The sequence below is a fragment of the Hylemonella sp. W303a genome (assembly GCF_046452315.1).
Lineage (GTDB): Bacteria > Pseudomonadota > Gammaproteobacteria > Burkholderiales > Burkholderiaceae_C > Hylemonella.
The window spans coordinates 177,271-195,417 of record NZ_JBKFDG010000004.1 but is presented as its reverse complement, the minus strand read 5'-3'; the positions used below and the strand labels follow the sequence as shown (position 1 = coordinate 195,417).

The 18,147-nt window shown below is 63.8% G+C and carries 14 protein-coding genes; 12 read left to right on the top strand and 2 right to left on the bottom strand.

The window, feature by feature from the left end:
* The first annotated feature begins 1 nt into the window (after position 1).
* The 12 genes from ACLBKS_RS09360 (at position 2) to ACLBKS_RS09305 (ending at position 14,954) form a co-directional block, all read left to right on the top strand.
* Positions 2-853: a gamma-glutamyl-gamma-aminobutyrate hydrolase family protein gene (locus ACLBKS_RS09360; protein WP_410192539.1), complete on the top strand. Its 852-nt coding sequence runs from the start codon at positions 2-4 to the stop codon at positions 851-853.
* A 121-nt stretch (positions 854-974) separates the two neighbouring features.
* Positions 975-2,339 carry a glutamine synthetase family protein gene (locus ACLBKS_RS09355; RefSeq protein ID WP_410192538.1) on the top strand — a complete coding sequence of 455 codons (1,365 nt, stop codon included), beginning with the start codon at positions 975-977 and terminating at the stop codon, positions 2,337-2,339.
* Between the two features lie 120 nt (positions 2,340-2,459).
* Positions 2,460-3,857: an aspartate aminotransferase family protein gene (locus tag ACLBKS_RS09350; protein ID WP_410192537.1), complete on the top strand. Its 1,398-nt coding sequence runs from the start codon at positions 2,460-2,462 to the stop codon at positions 3,855-3,857.
* 188 nt (positions 3,858-4,045) lie between these two features.
* Positions 4,046-5,182, top strand: a complete 1,137-nt coding sequence (locus tag ACLBKS_RS09345; protein WP_410192536.1) for a polyamine ABC transporter substrate-binding protein — start codon at positions 4,046-4,048, stop codon at positions 5,180-5,182.
* 60 nt (positions 5,183-5,242) lie between these two features.
* Positions 5,243-6,352: an ABC transporter ATP-binding protein gene (locus ACLBKS_RS09340; RefSeq protein ID WP_410192535.1), complete on the top strand. Its 1,110-nt coding sequence runs from the start codon at positions 5,243-5,245 to the stop codon at positions 6,350-6,352.
* A 32-nt stretch (positions 6,353-6,384) separates the two neighbouring features.
* Complete coding sequence (locus tag ACLBKS_RS09335) at positions 6,385-7,359, top strand: ABC transporter permease (RefSeq protein WP_410192534.1); 975 nt, start codon at positions 6,385-6,387, stop codon at positions 7,357-7,359.
* Positions 7,360-7,435: 76 nt separating this feature from the next.
* Positions 7,436-8,290 (top strand): ABC transporter permease, encoded by an 855-nt coding sequence (locus tag ACLBKS_RS09330; RefSeq protein ID WP_410192533.1) that lies wholly within the window; start codon positions 7,436-7,438, stop codon positions 8,288-8,290.
* 106 nt (positions 8,291-8,396) lie between these two features.
* Complete coding sequence (locus tag ACLBKS_RS09325) at positions 8,397-9,677, top strand: DUF3138 family protein (protein ID WP_410192532.1); 1,281 nt, start codon at positions 8,397-8,399, stop codon at positions 9,675-9,677.
* A gap of 82 nt (positions 9,678-9,759) precedes the next feature.
* Positions 9,760-11,262: an aldehyde dehydrogenase gene (locus tag ACLBKS_RS09320; RefSeq protein WP_410192531.1), complete on the top strand. Its 1,503-nt coding sequence runs from the start codon at positions 9,760-9,762 to the stop codon at positions 11,260-11,262.
* A gap of 105 nt (positions 11,263-11,367) precedes the next feature.
* Positions 11,368-12,651 carry a 4-aminobutyrate--2-oxoglutarate transaminase gene (gene gabT, locus ACLBKS_RS09315; RefSeq protein WP_410192530.1) on the top strand — a complete coding sequence of 428 codons (1,284 nt, stop codon included), beginning with the start codon at positions 11,368-11,370 and terminating at the stop codon, positions 12,649-12,651.
* Positions 12,652-13,980, top strand: coding sequence for a type III glutamate--ammonia ligase (gene glnT, locus ACLBKS_RS09310; protein ID WP_410192529.1), 1,329 nt, complete (start codon positions 12,652-12,654; stop codon positions 13,978-13,980).
* A gap of 35 nt (positions 13,981-14,015) precedes the next feature.
* Positions 14,016-14,954 (top strand): DMT family transporter, encoded by a 939-nt coding sequence (locus ACLBKS_RS09305; protein WP_410192528.1) that lies wholly within the window; start codon positions 14,016-14,018, stop codon positions 14,952-14,954.
* 340 nt (positions 14,955-15,294) lie between these two features.
* Here ACLBKS_RS09305 and pyk read toward each other — a convergent pair whose 3' ends face one another.
* Positions 15,295-16,728 carry a pyruvate kinase gene (gene pyk, locus ACLBKS_RS09300; protein ID WP_410192527.1) on the bottom strand — a complete coding sequence of 478 codons (1,434 nt, stop codon included), beginning with the start codon at positions 16,726-16,728 and terminating at the stop codon, positions 15,295-15,297.
* Between the two features lie 135 nt (positions 16,729-16,863).
* Positions 16,864-18,057 (bottom strand): phosphoglycerate kinase, encoded by a 1,194-nt coding sequence (locus ACLBKS_RS09295; RefSeq protein WP_410192526.1) that lies wholly within the window; start codon positions 18,055-18,057, stop codon positions 16,864-16,866.
* Positions 18,058-18,147: the final 90 nt, after the last annotated feature.

The window sequence follows — 18,147 nt, the reverse complement described above, 5'->3', positions numbered from 1 at the left end:
CATGCCCCTGTCCGTCCAGCCCCTCGTTTCGAGCGCGGGGGCCGCGTCTTCGGAGAGAAAACCCCTGGTTCTGGTGCCCTCCTGCAACCGGCAGGTCGGGGATCATCCCTTCCACATCGCAGGCAAGAAATACATCGACGCCGTCCGCCTCGCCGGTTGCCAGCCCTTGGTCGTGCCGGGCGCGGTGGACGCGCGCGAAATGCAGGCCTTGCTCGACTTGGCCGATGGCGTGTTCCTGACCGGTTCCCCGTCCAATGTGCATCCCAGCCATTTCGAGGAAACGGTGCACGACCCCAGCCTGCCGCTCGACCCGGATCGCGACGCATGGACCCTGCCCTTCATTCGCGCCGCGTTGGAGCGGGGCATCCCGCTCTTCGCGATTTGCCGTGGCTTCCAGGAAACCAATGTGGCGCTGGGCGGCAGCCTGCACCAGGCCGTGCAGGAAGTCGTGGGCAAGAACGACCACCGAGGCGCCCCCCATGACCCCAAGGCCCCGCCCGAAGTGGTGTATGGCCCGGCGCATCCGGTCCATGTTCAGTCGGGTGGCCGCTTGGCCGCCATCGTGGACCAGATGGAGTTTCAGGTGAATTCCGTGCATGGTCAGGGCGTGAACCAATTGGCGCCCGGCCTGCGGGTGGAAGCGCGCGCGCCGGACGGTCTGGTGGAAGCCTTTTCCGCCGAAGCCATTGCGGGTCGGCCCGTGCAAGGCTTCAACCTCTGCGTGCAGTGGCACCCCGAGTGGCTGGCCGCGCACAACCCCATTTCACAAAAGCTGTTCCGGGCCTTCGGTGATGCCTGCGTGCTCTATCGTGACCGGCACCGCGCCCCTCAGCCAGCCGCTCTCCGTGCCTGACGCCCTTGCCCTGCCTGCGTGCGCGCGGGCCATCGCGAGGAATCTGGCCGGTCGCGAGAACAGCCCGCCCTGGCGGTTCGCTTGCACCGGTCCTTATCGAACAGAACAGTGAGAGATCCCCATGGTTGAAAAAAACAACTTCGGCTTTGCCGAACTCGAACAGTGGCTCAATGAACGCCGCGTCACCGAAATCGAATGCCTCGTGCCGGACTTGACTGGCGTGGCCCGCGGCAAGATCCTGCCGCGCGAGAAATTCACCGAGGACCGCGGCATGCGCCTGCCACAGGTGACGGTGGCCATGAGCGTCACGGGTGAATTCCCGGAGGACGGCCCCTACTACGACGTCATCGACCCCACCGACCGCGACATGCAGTTGCGCCCCGACCCCAGCACGGTGCGCATCGTGCCCTGGGCCATCGACCCCACGGCCCAGGTCATCCACGATTGCTTCGATCACGATGGCAAGCTCATTCCCTACGCGCCGCGCAGCGTGCTGCGCAAGGTCTGTGACCTCTACGCCGCGGAGGGCTGGAACCCGGTGGTCGCGCCCGAGTTGGAGTTCTACCTGACCGCGCGCAACACCGACGCCAACACGCCGCTGCGTCCTCCGATTGGTCGCAGCGGGCGCGCCGAGACCTCGCGCCAGGCCTACAGCATCGACGCGGTCAACGAGTTCGATCCGCTGTTCGAGGACATCTACGCCTACTGCGAGCAGATGGGCTTGAACGTGGACACCTTGATCCATGAGGTCGGCGCGGGTCAGATGGAGATCAACTTCTTCCACGCCCATCCTCTGGGCCTGGCCGACGAGGTGTTCTTCTTCAAGCGCACGGTGCGCGAGGCCGCGATGCGCCATGACATGTACGCGACCTTCATGGCCAAGCCCATCGCGGGCGAGCCGGGCAGCGCCATGCACATCCACCAGAGCGTGGTGGACAAGTCGGGTCGCAACATCTTCAGCAAGCCCGATGGCGCGCCCTCGGACGCCTTCTACCACTACATCGGTGGCCTGCAGAAGTACACGCCAGCGGCGATGGCCCTGTTGGCGCCTTACGTCAATAGCTACCGTCGCCTGTCGCGCTTCACGGCCGCACCCATCAACATCGAGTGGGGGCAGGACAACCGCACGGTCGGCATCCGCTCGCCGATTTCCACCCCCGAGGCGCGCCGCTTGGAAAACCGCGTGATCGGCGCGGACGCCAACCCCTACATCGCCATGGCCGTGACCCTGGCCTGCGGTTACCTAGGCCTGAAGAACAAGATCAAGCCCAAGGACGAGATGAAGGGCGACGCCTACCTCACGCCCTTTGCCCTGCCACGCGGGCAGAGTGACGCGCTGGACTTGCTGCGCAAGGAGACCGATCTGCACGAGGTACTGGGCCGCGAGTTCGTGACCGTCTACAGCGAGATCAAGGAGATTGAGTTCGACGAGTACATGAAGGTCATCTCACCCTGGGAACGCGAGCACCTCTTATTGCACGTCTGAAGAACATGGATCCCCCCGAGGCGCCCTCGGCGCCTCTCCCCCAAGGGGGTGCACTCAGTGGCCCGGTAAAGCCGGTTCCACGAGAGCCCACGAAGGAAAGCTTGGTCAATGAATGCACGCATGAAACCTGTAGCGCAACGCACCACCGCCGAATGGCAGCACGCGGACTCCGCGCATTACCTGCATCCCTTCACGGACTCCGCGGCGCTGGCGCGCAAGGGGGCGCGCATCATCACCCGTGCCGACGACATCTACATCTGGGACAGCGAGGGGCAGAAGATCCTCGACGCCATGAGCGGGCTCTGGTGCGTCAACGTGGGTTATGGCCGTCAGGAACTGATCGATGCCGCGACGCGGCAGTTGCAGACGCTGCCCTTCTACAACAGCTTCTTCAACACGGCCACGCCGCCCGCCATCGAACTCGCCGAGTTGCTGGCGGAGATCACGCCGCCGCAATTCCAGCATGTCTTCTTTGGTGGTTCGGGCTCGGAGAGCAACGACACCATCGTGCGACTGGTGCGGCGCTACTGGGATTTGCAGGGCCAGCCCGAGCGCAAGGTCATCATCAGCCGCAAGAACGCTTACCACGGCTCTACCATGGCTGGCGCCTCGCTGGGCGGCATGTCCGAGATGCACCAACAAGGGGGTCTGCCCATTCCCGATATCGTGCACATCGAACAGCCGTTCTGGTTTGCGCTGGGGCGCGACGAGAAGGGCCAGCGTCTGAGTCGTGACGACTTCGGCATCAAAGCCGCCCACTGGCTTGAACAAAAGATCCAGGAAATCGGCCCCGGTCGCGTGGCGGCCTTCATCGGCGAGCCGGTGCAGGGCGCGGGTGGCGTGATCGTGCCGCCGTCCACCTACTGGCCCGAGATCCAGCGCATTTGTGACCAGCACGGCATCCTGCTGGTGTCCGACGAGGTGATCACCGGCTTTGGGCGCACCGGCCAATGGTTCGGCTGCGAGACCATGGGCACGAAACCCGACCTCATGACCTTCGCCAAGGGCGTGACCAGCGGCTATATCCCCTTGGGCGGCGTGATGGTGGGCGAGCGCGTGGCCAAGGCGCTCGCCAACGGTGGCGAGTTCGCCCATGGCTACACCTACAGCGGCCATCCGGTGGCCTGCGCTGTGGCGGTGGCCAATATCCGACTCATTCAGCGCGAGGGGCTGGTTGAACGCGTGCGGCAAGACACGGGGCCCTACTTGGCCGAGCGGTACGCCGAGCTGGCCGAGCATCCCCTGGTGGGAGAGGCCCAGACCTGTGGCCTGATGGGTGCCTTGCAGCTGGTGCGCGACAAAGCCAGTGGAGCGGCCTTTCCGGGCGAATTGGCCGTCGGCATGATGTGCCGGGCGCACTGCTTCCGAGAGGGCCTCATCATGCGCGCCGTGGGGGACCGCATGATCATCGCGCCGCCACTGTCGATGACCCGCGCGCAGATCGATGAGATGCTGGCGCTGATCCGCCGCTGCCTGGACCTCACCGTGGCGGAACTTCGGCAGAAAGGCGCCTTCTGATGGGCCTGGCCAAGCGGCTTGGCCCTGGCGGGTGGCACGGACTTTGCCTCCGCCACTTCCATGCGCCCGAGGTGGATTGGGCCCGCCGTATTGGCTGAAAATCAGCCCAGAATCGCGTATTCGAGTTTCCCTCGTCCTCAAGACTTGATCGTTCCTGCATCACTCTTCGGCATTAGGAGGCCATCGTCATGAAGCTGAATTTCCGCCCTTGTTCCGCGCTCGCCACGGTGGCCGCGGTGCTGCTGTCCTCGGCCTCCCTCCTCTGGGGAGCGAGCGCTTCCGCGCAGGAAGCCAAGGTCTTGAACGTCTACAACTGGTCCGACTACATCGGGGACGAAACGATCGCCAATTTCGAGAAGGAAACCGGCATCAAGGTCCGCTACGACAACTTCGACAACAACGAAATCCTGCACGCCAAGCTGGTGGCGGGCAAGACGGGTTACGACATCGTGGTGCCCTCCTCGAACTGGGCCGCGCTCCAGCTCTCCGCGGGCTTGTTCACGCCGCTGGACCGCAGCAAGATTCCCAACCTCAAGAACCTTGAGGCGCCGCTCATGTCCCAGCTGGCCGCAGTGGACCCCGGGAACCAGTACCTGGTGCCTTGGCTCTGGGGCTACACCACCCTGGGCATCAACGTGGACAAGGTCAAGAAGGCGATCGGCGGTGAACTGCCCGCCAATGTCTGGGACTTGCTCTTCAAGCCCGAGTTGGTGAGCAAACTGAAATCCTGTGGTGTGTCGGTGTTGGACTCGGCCGACGAAGTCGTGCCTGCCGCCCTGCACTACCTGGGCAAACCCCGCGTTTCCAAGAGCGCGGCGGACTACAACGCGGCCTTGGCCCTGCTCAAGAGCATTCGCCCCTCCGTCACGCTGTTCAGCTCCTCGGGCTACATCAACGACATGGCCAGCGGCTCCATCTGCCTGGCCTTGGGCTGGTCGGGTGACATCAACATCGCCCGGCAGCGCGCCATTGACGGCAAGACCGGGCAGAACATCCAGGCGCTGGTGCCCTCCACCGGCGGCTTGCTGTTCTTCGACGTCATGGCCATTCCCGCGGATGCCCCGCACATCGAGAACGCTTACAAGTTCATCGACTACATCCTGCGTGCCCAGGTCAACGCCGGGCTGACCAACAAGGTGTTCTACCCGAACGGCACCTACAGCGCTTCCAAGCAGTTCATCAATCCATCGGTGGCGAACAACAGCACGGTGTTCCTGTCCCCCGCCGACATGGGCAAGATGGTGGGCTATTCCGAACAACAGCTGACCAATGACATCCGGCGCAACCAAAGTCGGGTCTACACCGCCTTCAAGACCGGCATGTAAGGCAAGGCCGCCCAGGATCACGATAATCGCCCCTTTTCAACCCTAGTCTCAAGGCGAAGAATGAGCAGCCCAAAGAGCAGCCATAACGCGAAATTCCTGCAGATCAAGAGCGTGGTGAAGGAATTTGGCGGGTACAAGGCGGTCAACAACGTCAACATCGACATCGCCAAGGGCGAGATCTTTGCCTTGCTGGGCCCCTCGGGCTGCGGCAAGACCACCCTGCTGCGCATGCTGGCTGGGTTCGAGACGCCGACGGCCGGCAGCATCGTGCTGGACGGGGTGGACCTCGTGGGGCTACCGCCCTACGAGCGGCCGCTCAACATGATGTTCCAGTCCTACGCCCTGTTTCCGCACCTGACGGTCTGGGACAACATCGCTTTTGGCCTACGCCGCGAGGGCATGCCCAAGGCCGAGGTGGCCGAGCGCGTCGAGGCCATGCTCAAGCTGGTGCAACTGGGCAAATTCGCTCAGCGCAAGCCGCACCAGCTCTCCGGCGGGCAGCAGCAGCGCGTGGCCTTGGCGCGCAGCCTGGCCAAACAACCTCAGTTGCTGTTGCTGGACGAGCCCCTGGGCGCGCTGGACAAGAAGTTGCGCGAGCAGACCCAGATCGAACTGGTCAACATCATTGAGCAGGTGGGCGTGACCTGCGTGATGGTCACGCACGATCAGGAAGAGGCCATGACCATGGCCTCGCGCCTGGCTGTCATGAGCGAAGGGCGCTTCCTGCAGGTCGGTGCGCCGGGCGAAATCTATGAAACCCCGCAATCGCGCTTCGTGGCTGACTTCATCGGCAACGTCAACCTGATGGATGGCACGCTGGACGTGGACGACGCGGCCCATTGCGAGATCGCCTGCGCCGACGTGCGGCACTACGTGGGCCACGGCATCACCGGCACCGAGGACATGGCGGTCACGGTCGCCCTGCGGCCCGAGAAAATCAAGCTGTCGCGCCAGGCGCCCGAGGACACGCGTTTCAACACGGTCAAGGGCACGGTCAAGGAGCTGTCTTATTTTGGCGGACTGACGATCTACCGTGTGAAGCTGGCCAGCGGCGCGACGCTCAAGGTCAGCATGGCCAACACGGAGCGACACCCGGACGATATCTTCACCTGGGACGACGAGGTCTGGGCGCATTGGAGCCCGCAGGCCCAGGTCGTGCTCACGCAATAAAACGAGGTGCCACAGGCAAGCAGGACCCCGCCATGAGCAGTGTCATCTCCCCCTCTTCCGCCGCGCCTGACTCGGGCACGGGTTACGTGCGCTTTCGCCCCGCCTGGTGGCGTGGCCGCAGCGCCGTCATCGGCATCCCCTATGTCTGGTTGCTGCTCTTCTTCCTCGCGCCTTTCCTGATCGTCCTCAATTACTCGGTGTCCGAGATGGGACCGGTGATGGCCCAGGAGCTGATGACCATCAAGGATGGCGTGGTGAACCTGAGCTTCAAATACGCCAACTACGTCTTTCTGTTCAGCGACGACCTCTACGTCAGGGCCTATCTCTCCAGTCTGAAGTACGCGGCCGTCACCACGGCCTGCTGCCTGTTCATCGGTTATCCCTTCGCCTACTTCATGGCGCGGGCCAAGGCCACGGTGCAGCCCTTGCTGTTGATGCTGGTCATGCTGCCCTTCTGGACGTCCTTCCTGTTGCGCGTCTACGCGTGGAAGGGCTTGCTCAGCGAGGGAGGCTGGGGGGCGTCGGCGCTGAACTTCCTGGGGCTGGACCATCTGCTCATGGCGATGGGCGTCATCGACGCGCCGGGCATGTACCTGTACACGCCGTTCTCCTTGGTCATCGGGATGACCTACACCTACCTGCCTTTCATGATCCTGCCGCTTTACGCGAACCTGGCCAAGATGGATCTGCGCCTGCTGGAGGCCGCCGCGGATCTGGGTGCGACGCCCTGGACGGCGTTCTGGAAGGTCACGGTGCCGCTGTCCAAGGCCGGCATCATCGCGGGTTCCATGCTGGTTTTCATTCCCTGCATCGGCGAGTTCGTCATTCCCGAAATGCTGGGCGGTGCGCGCACCTTGATGATTGGCCGCGTGCTGTGGGACGAATTCTTCAGCAACAACGATTGGCCCATGGCCTCCACCGTCGCCGTGGTGCTGGTGTTGCTGATTGTCGTGCCCCTGGCCATCTTCAACAGGTACCAGGCCGAGGCCCAGGAGAAGGCGAAATGAACGCAGCGCAGAGCCATACCCTGATGTTTCGTCAAGCAAGCTCGCAACGCAGCGCGAAGCGCGGAGGTGTTTCGACATGAGCAAAGCCCTGTTCAGCTCGCGCTTCGCCGCCGGGTTCGGCAAGGGATGGCTGGTCGCTGGCCTGCTGTTCCTGTACCTGCCGATGATGGCGCTGGTCATTTTTTCCTTCAACAAATCCCCCCTGCCCACCAGCTGGGAAGGGTTCACGCTGGACTGGTACGTCAAGCTGGCGGGTGACCGGGAAATCCTCAACGGCCTCTGGCTCTCGCTCAAGATTGCCTTCCTGTCGGCCTGCCTGTCCGTCACCCTGGGCACGCTCGCCGCCTTTGCCCTGGTCAAGTACAAGCGTTTCCGTGGTCGCACCTTTTTCTCCGGCATGGTCAACGCACCGCTGGTCATGCCCGAGGTCATCCAAGGTCTGTCCCTGCTGCTGTTGCTGGTGGCGCTGCAGCGCGCCATCGGCATCCCCGAGCGCGGTTTGGTCACGATCCTCTTGGGTCACATGATGATGGGGATGGCCTACGCCACCGTGGTCATCGCCGCTCGACTGCAGGCCATCAATCCTCAACTCGAAGAGGCGGCCATGGATCTGGGGGCCAAGCCTTGGCAGGTCTTCACCTTGGTCACCTTGCCTTCGATTTCGCAGGCCCTGGTCTCCGCCTGGCTATTGACCTTCAGCCTCTCGCTGGACGACGTGGTGATCTCGGCCTTCTTGTCCGGCCCGGGGTCGACCACGATGCCACTCATCATCTTCTCGCGCGCGCGTCTGGGGTTGAACCCCTCGGTCAACGCGGTCGCCACGGTGATCATCGTCGTGGTGGCCGTGTGCGTCACCGTGGCCAGCATCTTGGTGGCGCGTGCGGAACGGCGCCGCGCCGCCGAAATCAGCGCGGCGGCCCGCAACGAATAAGAAAAGTCCTAGGAAGAGCTCGCTCCCGGTCCCCATTTCGCGTTGAAAGACAAACCGTCTGTTCAGGTCCCGCCTACCCGATACCCCTTCACACAAGGAGAAGCCGATGAGAGTCCACCACCGCACCATCCTCGCGCAAGTTGCTGCGCTCGCTCTCGGCATCGCAGCGGGGGGGCAGGCCGCCGCTCAACAGAATCGCATGGGCCTGACGCCTGACCAAATGCAGGACATCAACCGCACCATCATCAAGACCGAGGCGATGGAGGATGCCTGGGAGACCGCTGGCTTCAAGGGCTTGAAGATCACGGGTTACATGGACCCGACCTACATCTACGACCAGAACGCCAATCGCGCTGGGTTCCAGTTCCTGAGTTCCGAGTTCAGCGGCTACTCGGATACGCCTTTCTTTGGCAATGCCACGATCACCTTCACCAAGGAAACGGACGATGGCACGACTTACACCCTGCAGTTGCAGCCGCTCAACGGTGACCACACCATCACCGCGGCTTCGGTGTCCATTCCTTTGTCCGACCGCCAGACGCGGATGATCGCGGGCAAGGTGCTGGATTGGTCTGGGTACGAGTACGCGGACCCGGTGAAGTCTTCGCTGATCACCCACAACCTGCTGTTCGATTTCACGCTGCCTGTCGCCTACACCGGCGCGGGGCTGGACATCTCCACCGGCAGCTGGCAGCTGCGCACCATGCTGGCCAACGTGGACAGCGCCAGGGCCCCGGAAGGCAAGACCGCGCCCGCGTGGGTCTATCGCTTTGACTACTGGCCGGAAGAGTTCTGGGGCGTGGGTTTTGCTGGTGTGGTCGGCAAAGCCGACAACTGGAACAAAACCGTGGACGCGGATGGCGAAGTGGCCGACAAAAGCACGGCGGTATTGTTCGAGGTCGATGGTTACTACAACCGCGGCAACTGGACTTTCGGTGGGCAGCTTTCGTATGGCACGCAGAAGGACGCCGCCAACGACGGTGTGAGCGATGCCAAGTGGGCGGGCGTGTCCACCACGGTGGGGTATTTCTTCACGCCGCGTCTGCAGTTCCTGGTGCGGGGTGACTACATCAACAATGAAAAGAATGGCGGCGGCTTGTTCACCTACACCGCGTTCGACGACGGTGCGGGTGTCCGTGCGGATGGCGTGAATGGCCTGGGCATGGATGAAAAGGCTTCCGCCGACTGTGACGCCGGCGAAGAGTGCAAGGGCGCCAACCGCTACGCCGTCTCGCTCGGCCTCAAGTACGCGCTCAATCCCAACGCTTGGCTGAAGTTCGAGTACCGGTATGACGGCGCGGACCAAGACGTGTTCTACGACGTGAAGAACGAAGAGTACAAAAAGAACAACAACCTCGTCGGTGCCGCCCTCGTGGTGTTTTTCTGAGCGCGATCCTTCCGCGCGTCCAAGCCATCGAAAGGGAAGCCGTTCGCAGCGGCTTCCCTTTGTCACCTAGGGAACCACTGCCATGAACAAACCCGCACCCGACTGGCATGCCGCCGCCAAGGTGGTCAAGAGGGACGGCCGCGCGCTGATCAACGGTCAGCGCGTGGCGGCCGTGAGTGGCGAGACCTTCGCCAAGCATTCGCCCATCGATGGTCGCCTCTTGGCTGAGATCGCGCGGGGGCGTGAAGCCGACGTCGACGCCGCCGTGAAGAGCGCCCGCGCCGCCTTCGAGGACGGCCGTTGGGCCGGGCAAGCCCCCGCCGCTCGCAAGAAAGTGCTTCGCGCCTTCGCCGACAAACTGTTGGCCGCGCGTGAGGAACTGGCGCTACTCGAATCCCTGGACATGGGCAAACCCGTGCAGCAGGCGCTGGCCGTGGACGTGAGCAGCAGCGCGCGCACCATCGCCTGGTACGCCGAGGCCGTGGACAAAATCTACGACGAAGTCGCACCCACGCCCGCCACCGCCTTGGCCCTCATCACCCGCGAGCCCATGGGCGTGATCGGCGCCATCGTGCCCTGGAACTACCCCATGCTCATGGCCTCGTGGAAGCTCGGCCCCGCGCTGGCTGCTGGCAATTCGGTGGTGCTCAAGCCCAGCGAGAAGTCGCCGCTCACCGCCTTGCGCATGGCCGAGCTGGCGCTGGAGGCGGGCTTGCCACCGGGGGTGTTCAATGTCGTGCCCGGGTATGGCCACGAAGCGGGCGAGGCCTTGGCCCTGCACATGGACGTGGACGCGATTGGTTTCACGGGCAGCACCCGCGTCGGCCGGCGCATGCTGGACTACGCGGGCCGCAGCAACCTCAAGCGGGTGTACAACGAACTCGGCGGCAAATCGGCTTTCGTGGTGTTCGATGACTACGCCGACATCCAGCGTGCCGCCCAAACCGTCGCGGGCAGCATCTTCTATAACCAGGGAGAAAGCTGCAACGCTCCGTCCCGTGTCTTCGTGCACGAGAAGGTGGCCGACGAGTTCTTGGCGTGCGTCAAAGGCGAAACGCCGAAGTACCAACCTCAAGACCCCTTGTCAGGCCATGCCGAAATGGGCGCGTTGGTGGACGAAGGCCAGCTCAAGACCGTGCTGGGCTACATCGACGCGGGCGCCAGCGAAGGCGCGACGTTGCTGACCGGCGGCAAGCGCGCGCTGGCGGAAACGGGCGGTTATTACGTCGAACCGACGGTGTTCATCGACGTGACCAACCAGATGAAAATCGCGCGCGAGGAAATCTTCGGCCCGGTGCTCTCCGTCATCCGCTTCAAGACGGAAGAAGAAGCCATTCGCTTGGCCAACGACTCGTCCTATGGCTTGCAGGCCAGCGTCTGGAGCGACAACTTGAGTCGTGCCCACCGTGTCGCGCGCGCCTTGCGCGCGGGCACCGTGCACGTGAACCAGTATGACGAGGACGACATCACCGTGCCCTTTGGCGGTTACAAGCAAAGCGGCAACGGCCGTGACAAATCGCTGCACGCCTTTGACAAGTACACCGAGTTGAAGACCACCTGGATACGGATAGACAAGCACCCCTGAGCGCCTTGCGGCGCTTTCCCTCCAGGGGACGCAGCCAGTGATCCGGCAAAGCCGGCCCCACGGCTGCCGCGCATGGAAGTCAGAATCTTTCAAGGAGTCACAAGCATGAACCACTCAAAGAACGAACAGCTGATGGCCCGCAAGGCCGCCGCCACGCCGCGTGGCGTGGGCGTGATGGCCAGCTTCTTCGCCGAGCGCGCGGACAACGCCGAGCTCTGGGACGTGGAGGGCCGACGCTTTCTCGACTTCGCGGGCGGTATCGCCGTGATGAACAGCGGACACGGACACCCCAAGGTCGTTCGAGCCATCCAGGAACAACTGGAACGCTTCACCCATACCTGCTACCAGGTCGTGCCTTATGAGAGCTACATCGCGCTGGCCGAGAAGCTGAACCAGCTCACGCCTGGCACGCACGCCAAGAAGACCGCCTTGTTCTCCACCGGCGCGGAGGCGATCGAAAACGCCATCAAGATCGCGCGCGCCCACACCAAGCGCTCGGGCGTCATTGCCTTCAGTGGGGCCTTCCATGGTCGCAGTCTGTTCGCCGTCGCCTTGACGGGCAAGGTCGCGCCTTACAAGCTGGGTTTCGGACCCTTCCCGCCCGAGATCTACCACGCGCCCTACCCTGATGCCCACACGCCGCTGGACGACGTGAAGAAGGCCGTGCATCACATCTTCAAGGCCGACATCGAGCCCAGCCGTGTCGCAGCCATCGTCTTCGAGCCAGTGCAGGGCGAGGGCGGCTTTAACGTGATCCAGACCGAGGCCGTGCGCTGGCTGCGCCAGCTCTGCGACGAACATGGCATCGTGTTGATCGCCGATGAAATCCAGAGCGGTTTTGGCCGCACCGGCACCTTGTTCGCGATGGAGCAATTCCTGGCCCAGACCGGCGTGGTGCCTGACCTGATGACCATCGCCAAGTCCCTGGCCAATGGCGTGCCGCTGTCAGCGGTGACGGGCAAGGCTGACATCATGGACGCGCCAGCCCCCGGCGGTTTGGGCGGCACCTATGCGGGCAACCCGCTGGCCATCGCCGCCGCGCATGCCGTCATCGACGTGATGCGCGAGGAACAATTGCCCCAGCGCGGCAAGATGCTCGGTGACCGCCTCAAGGCCACGCTGGAGCAACTGCGCGCCCAGGTTCCCCAGATCGCGGACGTGCGAGGTCTGGGGGCCATGGTGGCCGTCGAGTTCCGCCAGGCCGATGGCTTACCCAACGCCGATTTCACGAAGAAGGTGCAGGCCGAGGCCTTGCAGCGCGGACTGATCCTGCTCACCTGCGGCGTGGACGGCAACGTGATCCGATTCCTTTTTCCACTCACCATTCCCGAAGCGCATTTCGAGGAGGCCCTGGGCATCCTGCGCGTGGCCTTGAAAGCTGCTCACTGAATGCAAGCCGACCCCCTTGCCTTGCAGGAGCGCTTGGCCGCCGAGGGCGTGCACACCGTGCTGGCCCAATTCACCGACCTCCACGGCGTCGCCAAGGGCAAGTTCGTTCCCTTGGCGCAACTGCCCAGCCTGCTTGACACCGGCGCGGGTTTCGCGGGGCCGTCCATCGCGGGCACGGGCCTGCCGCGCACCGGGCCGCGTTCCGAGTACTACGGCCGTGCGGACCTGTCCACCGCCAGCGCCATGTCCTGGATGCCGGGCTACGCCCGCGTGGTCTGCGACGGTTTTGTGGCGAACCAACCCTTCGACGCCTGCCCGCGTCAGGTGCTGCGCCGTCAGCTGGCGCGACTGAGTGAATGGGGCTGGCAATTGCAAACCGGCATCGAGCCCGAATTCTTTCTCTTGCGCAAGACCGAGTCGGGTGGCATTGCCCCTGCGGACACCCAGGACGCCTTGGACAAACCGTCTTACGACCTCAAGAGCCTGCCGCGTCAGCGCGACTTTCTGAACGAGCTGAGCTACGGCCTACAGGCATGCGGGCTGGAGGTGTTCCAGATCGACCACGAAGACGCGCACGGCCAATACGAGCTGAACTTCCTGCATGCGGACGCGCTGCGCAGCGCGGACAACGTGATGCTCTTCAAGCTGGCCGCGCAAGCCATCGCCGAGCAGTACGGACTGCTGTTCTCGATGATGCCCAAGCCCTTCGCCAACCAGCCGGGCAGTGGCATGCACTTCCATGTGTCGCTGTGGCAAGGTGGGGGACAAGGCGCGCGCTGCCTGTTCGATGACGAGAAGCGCATGGGGCATTTCATCGCGGGCGTGCTCGCACATTCGGCGGGGCTGGCGGCCCTGGCGGCGCCCACGGTCAACTCCTACAAGCGCCTGGTGGTGGGCGAGTCCTTGTCCGGCACCAGCTGGGCACCGGCTTACATCGCGCACGGTCCGAACAATCGGACGGCGCTGGTGCGCACCTTGCCGGGTCGGTTTGAATGGCGCTTGCCTGACGCGGCAGCCAATCCCTACCTCGCCACGGCGGGCTTGATCGCGGCGGGTCTGGACGGCTTGGATCGTGAGCTCGACCCCGGCGTCGCTTGCACCGACGATTTGTTCGAGCTGTCTCTCCCGCAGTTGCGCGAGCGTGGCATCGGCGTCTTGCCACAAAGCTTGGGCGAGGCGGTCGATGCCCTCGAAGCGGACACGGTGTTGCGCGGGGCGCTGGGCGAGACCTTGAGCGCGCAGTTCATTCAACTTAAACGCGCTGAGTGGATCAGCTACGCCCGCCACGTCAGCGACTGGGAAGTCCAGCGCTACGCCGCCTTGTTCTGAATCGCTTCCTTCCGACTTCTCTTTCGGTCTTCATCATGTCTTCCTTGCACGCGGGGCTGCCCTGGCTGGCCTATCTTTGCTTGAGCGCCAGCATGACGCTGGTTGGCAGCTATGTGGGCCTGTCCAAGCTGCTGGTCACGATCTTTCCCGTGTTCCTGCTGGCCTGGCTGCGCTTTGGCATCGCAGCGGTGGCCATGGTGTCGTGGACACATCGTGGGGCCGAGGAAGCACCGTTGACCCGTCATGACAAGGGCTTGCTCTTTCTAGAGTCCTTCCTCGGCAACTTCCTCTTTTCCATCTGCATGCTGTTTGGCGTGGCGCTGAGTTCCGCGCTCGCTGCTGGCGTGATCATGGCCGCGCTGCCTGGCGTGACGGCGCTGCTGTCGCGCATCGTGCTCAAGGAGCAGATCAAGAAGCGCGTCTGGGCGGGCATTGCCTGCGCGGTGGGCGGCATTGCCTTGGTGACCTTGAGCAAGCAGAGCGCCGTGGTGGAAGGTGGTGCAGCGAATGCCGGGAGCTACTCGGTACTCGGCATTGCCTTGCTGATTGGCGCGGTGTTCTGCGAGGCAAGTTATGTGGTGATCGGCAAGAAGCTCAGCGGCAAGGTTTCACCCAAGCGCATCAGCGCGCTCATCAATCTCTGGGGCTTGCTGCTGGTCACGCCCTTCGGCCTCTGGCAGGCGCTGCAGTTCGACTTCGCTGTCGTGAAGCTGGAGATCTGGGGCTTGCTGCTGTTCTATGCCCTGGCCGCCAGCATGTGGACGGTGTGGCTCTGGATGACGGGGCTCAAGCGCGTGCCCGCCGCGCAGGCGGGTGTGTTCACGGTGATGCTGCCGATCAGCGCGGCGCTGGTGGGCGTGGTGTTTCTGGGCGAGCACGTCAGCAGCGTTCAGGCGGCGGCGTTTGGTCTGGCCTTGGCTGGGGTGGTGTTGGCGACCTGGCCTTCAAAATCTTCTGACCAGATAGTGCACTGAAGTTCGGGGAGCACGCGGACGCTTGGGGCAGGGGACCGCTCTTCATACGATTTGCTACGCAAATCCAAATCGTCGGGCTCCCCTGCCCCAAGCGTCCGCGTGCTGTGGTTGTTCAGATGCACCTGATGCCACGCGTTCTCGGAACGTGCTCGCGAAATCTTCGTTGGCGTGCAAACCGTGCTTGTTCCAGCGAGTCGGGGGTAAGCCGCGCCGCCGATTTGGATTTGCGCAGCAAATCGTATGAGGCGGACGGCTTACCCCCGACTCGTGCAGCCAGAGATCTGTGCGTGAATGAACCGCGCATCGGATGTCCATAGCGCGGTGGCCCTGCGTGAATGTTTCAGGGCACGCGACAAATCTTCAGCATGTTGGTGCCACCCGGCGCGCCCATGGGTTCCCCGCAGGTGATGACGTAGATGTCGCCGCTTTGCACGATGCCGCGCGCCTTGAGGTGCTTTTCCGCCTGTTCGAGCGCCGTGTCGCGGTCGGCGCTGGTGTCCATGAGCAGGGGCGTGACGTTGCGGTACAGCGTCATCTTGCGTTGCGTCGTCACCCGGGGCGTGAGCGCGTAGATGGGGATATGGATGTGGTGGCGGCTCATCCACAGCGCCGTGGAGCCGGAGTCGGTCAGCGCCACCAGTGCCTTGGCACCCAAGTGGTAAGCCGTGAACAAGGCCCCCATGGCAATGGACTGATCAATGCGCCCGAAGGTCTGGCCCGAGAAGTCGGCATCGAGCTTGACCTCCTCGGCCGCTTCGGCGGCCAGGCAGATGGCGGCCATCTCGCTCACGGTCTCGAGCGGGAACTTGCCGGTGGCGGTTTCGGCCGAGGTCATCACCGCGTCGCTGCCGTCGAGCACGGCATTGGCCACGTCACTCACCTCGGCGCGTGTGGGCATGGGGCTGTTGATCATGGACTCCATCATGTGGGTCGCCGTGATCACGGTCTTGTCCATCTCGCGTGCCAGCTTGATCATGCGCTTTTGCAAGGCGGGCACGGCCGCATTGCCCACCTCGATGGCCAAGTCACCGCGCGCCACCATGATGCTGTCGCTGGCGCGCAGAATTTCTTCCAGCTTGGGAATCGCCTCGGCGCGCTCGATCTTGGCGATCAAATGCGGCTTGTGTTTGTACTCGGCCGCGGCCACGTTGCAGAGTTGGCGCGCCAACTCCATGTCAGCGGCGCTCTGCGGGAAGCTCACGGCCACGTAGTCGGCCTGGAAGCTCATGGCGGTCTTGATGTCCTCCATGTCCTTGGCCGTCAGGGCGGGCGCGGTCAGGCCGCCGCCCTTCTTGTTGATGCCCTTGTTGTTGGACAACTCCCCGCCTTGCACCACCGCGCAATGCACAGCTTGCCCTTTGACGGCTTCGACTTGCATGGTGATCAGGCCATCGGCCAGCAGCAGCACGTCGCCCACTTTCACGTCCTGCGGCAGTTCCTTGTAGTCCAGGCCTACGGCATTGACGTCGCCCGGTTCGGTGCGGCTGGCGTCGAGCACGAACTTCTGCCCGTTCTGGAGCTGCACCTTGTTCCCGGCGAACTTGCCGACGCGGATCTTGGGGCCCTGCAGGTCGGCCATGATGCCCACCTCCAAGCCGGCACGGGCCGCGGCTTCGCGCACCAGGCGCGCGCGTGCGATGTGGTCTTGCGCCGTGCCATGGCTGAAATTGAGGCGAACGACGCTGACCCCGGCACGGATCATCTGTTCGAGCAGGGCCGGGTCGCTGGAGGCGGGGCCGAGGGTGGCGACGATCTTGGTCGCGCGGCGTGTCATGGTGCGAGTCTCCTTTGAAATTGCGTTCCGATTCTTTCACGAAGCGGTGTTGAGCGGAACGGCATCCGGTGTGCCCCCACAAGGAAAAAGGCCCCGTGAAAACCACGGGGCCGTTGACCTAGCGCAGACCGTTGCTCAGCCCAGCGCCCGCTTGCCCAGGATTTCGAACGCGGGCAGCGTCTTGCCTTCCAGCACTTCCAGGAAAGCGCCCCCGCCGGTGGAGATGTAGCCCACATCCTTGTCGATGCCGTACTTGGCGATCGCGGCCAGCGTGTCGCCGCCGCCCGCGATGCTGAAGGCGCTGGATTCTGCGATCGCGCGTGCGATGGTCTCGGTGCCGTGGGCAAAGGCGTCGAACTCGAACACACCGACCGGGCCGTTCCAGACAATGGTGCCTGCAGCCTTGAGTTGCGCTGCGAGCTGCTTCGCCGTTTCGGGGCCGATGTCGAGGATCAAATCGTCGTCGGCGACCTCCGTCGCCTTCTTGATGGTGGCTTGGGCGTCGGCCTTGAATTCCTTGGCCGTCACCACGTCCACCGGGATGGGCACCGCCGCGCCGCGCGCCTTCATGACCTCGATCACCGCCTTGGCGTCGTTCAGGAGATCGGGTTCGGCCAGGGACTTGCCGATCTTCAACCCCGCAGCCAGCATGAAGGTGTTGGCGATGCCGCCGCCCACGATGAGTTGGTCCACGTTCTTCGCCAGCGATTGCAGGATGGTCAGCTTGGTGCTGACCTTGCTGCCCGCGACGATGGCGGCCAGTGGGCGCTTGGGCGCGGCCAGGGCCTTGCCGATGGCGTCCATCTCAGCGGCCAGCAGCGGGCCCGCGCTGGCGATCTTGGCGTACTGCGCAATGCCGTAGGTCGAGGCCTCGGCGCGGTGGGCGGTGCCGAAAGCGTCGTGCACGAAGATGTCGCAAAGCGCGGCCAGTTTCTGCGCCAGCGCGGCGTCATTCTTCTTCTCGCCTTTGTTCAGGCGCACGTTCTCCAGCATCACGAGCTGGCCTGGCGCGACCTGCACGCCTTCCACCCAGTTGCTGACCAGCGGAACTTCACGACCCAGCAGTTCACCCAAACGTTTCGCGACGGGTGCCAGGGAATCCTCCGGCTTGAATTCACCTTCGGTGGGTCGACCCAGGTGAGACGTGACCATCACGGCCGCGCCCGCGTCCAGCGCCATGCGGATGCAGGGGATGGACGCGCGGATGCGCGTGTCTTCGGTGATGTGGCCCGCATCATCCTGCGGGACATTGAGGTCAGCGCGGATGAAGACGCGCTGGTTCTTGGCTTTACCTTGGGCGCAGAGGTCGGAGAAGCGGATGAAGTTCATGGCGTGAGTCCGGCATGGGCGCTGGGCGCAAGGCGCGGCGCGTGGGGTGGTGTGAGATCAGCCCACGATTTTAAGGGGCCGGTCTTTCCG

Excerpts from the sequence above, each read along its gene's own strand:
- gabT (WP_410192530.1), top strand. The coding sequence starts at position 11,368 with ATGAACCACTCAAAGAACGAACAGCTGATGGCCCGCAAGGCCGCCGCC.
- ACLBKS_RS09345 (WP_410192536.1), top strand. The coding sequence starts at position 4,046 with ATGAAGCTGAATTTCCGCCCTTGTTCCGCGCTCGCCACGGTGGCCGCG.
- ACLBKS_RS09305 (WP_410192528.1), top strand. The coding sequence starts at position 14,016 with ATGTCTTCCTTGCACGCGGGGCTGCCCTGGCTGGCCTATCTTTGCTTG.
- ACLBKS_RS09340 (WP_410192535.1), top strand. The coding sequence starts at position 5,243 with ATGAGCAGCCCAAAGAGCAGCCATAACGCGAAATTCCTGCAGATCAAG.
- ACLBKS_RS09295 (WP_410192526.1), bottom strand. The coding sequence starts at position 18,057 with ATGAACTTCATCCGCTTCTCCGACCTCTGCGCCCAAGGTAAAGCCAAG.
- ACLBKS_RS09350 (WP_410192537.1), top strand. The coding sequence starts at position 2,460 with ATGAAACCTGTAGCGCAACGCACCACCGCCGAATGGCAGCACGCGGAC.
- glnT (WP_410192529.1), top strand. The coding sequence starts at position 12,652 with ATGCAAGCCGACCCCCTTGCCTTGCAGGAGCGCTTGGCCGCCGAGGGC.
- ACLBKS_RS09320 (WP_410192531.1), top strand. The coding sequence starts at position 9,760 with ATGAACAAACCCGCACCCGACTGGCATGCCGCCGCCAAGGTGGTCAAG.
- ACLBKS_RS09360 (WP_410192539.1), top strand. The coding sequence starts at position 2 with ATGCCCCTGTCCGTCCAGCCCCTCGTTTCGAGCGCGGGGGCCGCGTCT.
- pyk (WP_410192527.1), bottom strand. The coding sequence starts at position 16,728 with ATGACACGCCGCGCGACCAAGATCGTCGCCACCCTCGGCCCCGCCTCC.
- ACLBKS_RS09355 (WP_410192538.1), top strand. The coding sequence starts at position 975 with ATGGTTGAAAAAAACAACTTCGGCTTTGCCGAACTCGAACAGTGGCTC.
- ACLBKS_RS09325 (WP_410192532.1), top strand. The coding sequence starts at position 8,397 with ATGAGAGTCCACCACCGCACCATCCTCGCGCAAGTTGCTGCGCTCGCT.
- ACLBKS_RS09330 (WP_410192533.1), top strand. The coding sequence starts at position 7,436 with ATGAGCAAAGCCCTGTTCAGCTCGCGCTTCGCCGCCGGGTTCGGCAAG.
- ACLBKS_RS09335 (WP_410192534.1), top strand. The coding sequence starts at position 6,385 with ATGAGCAGTGTCATCTCCCCCTCTTCCGCCGCGCCTGACTCGGGCACG.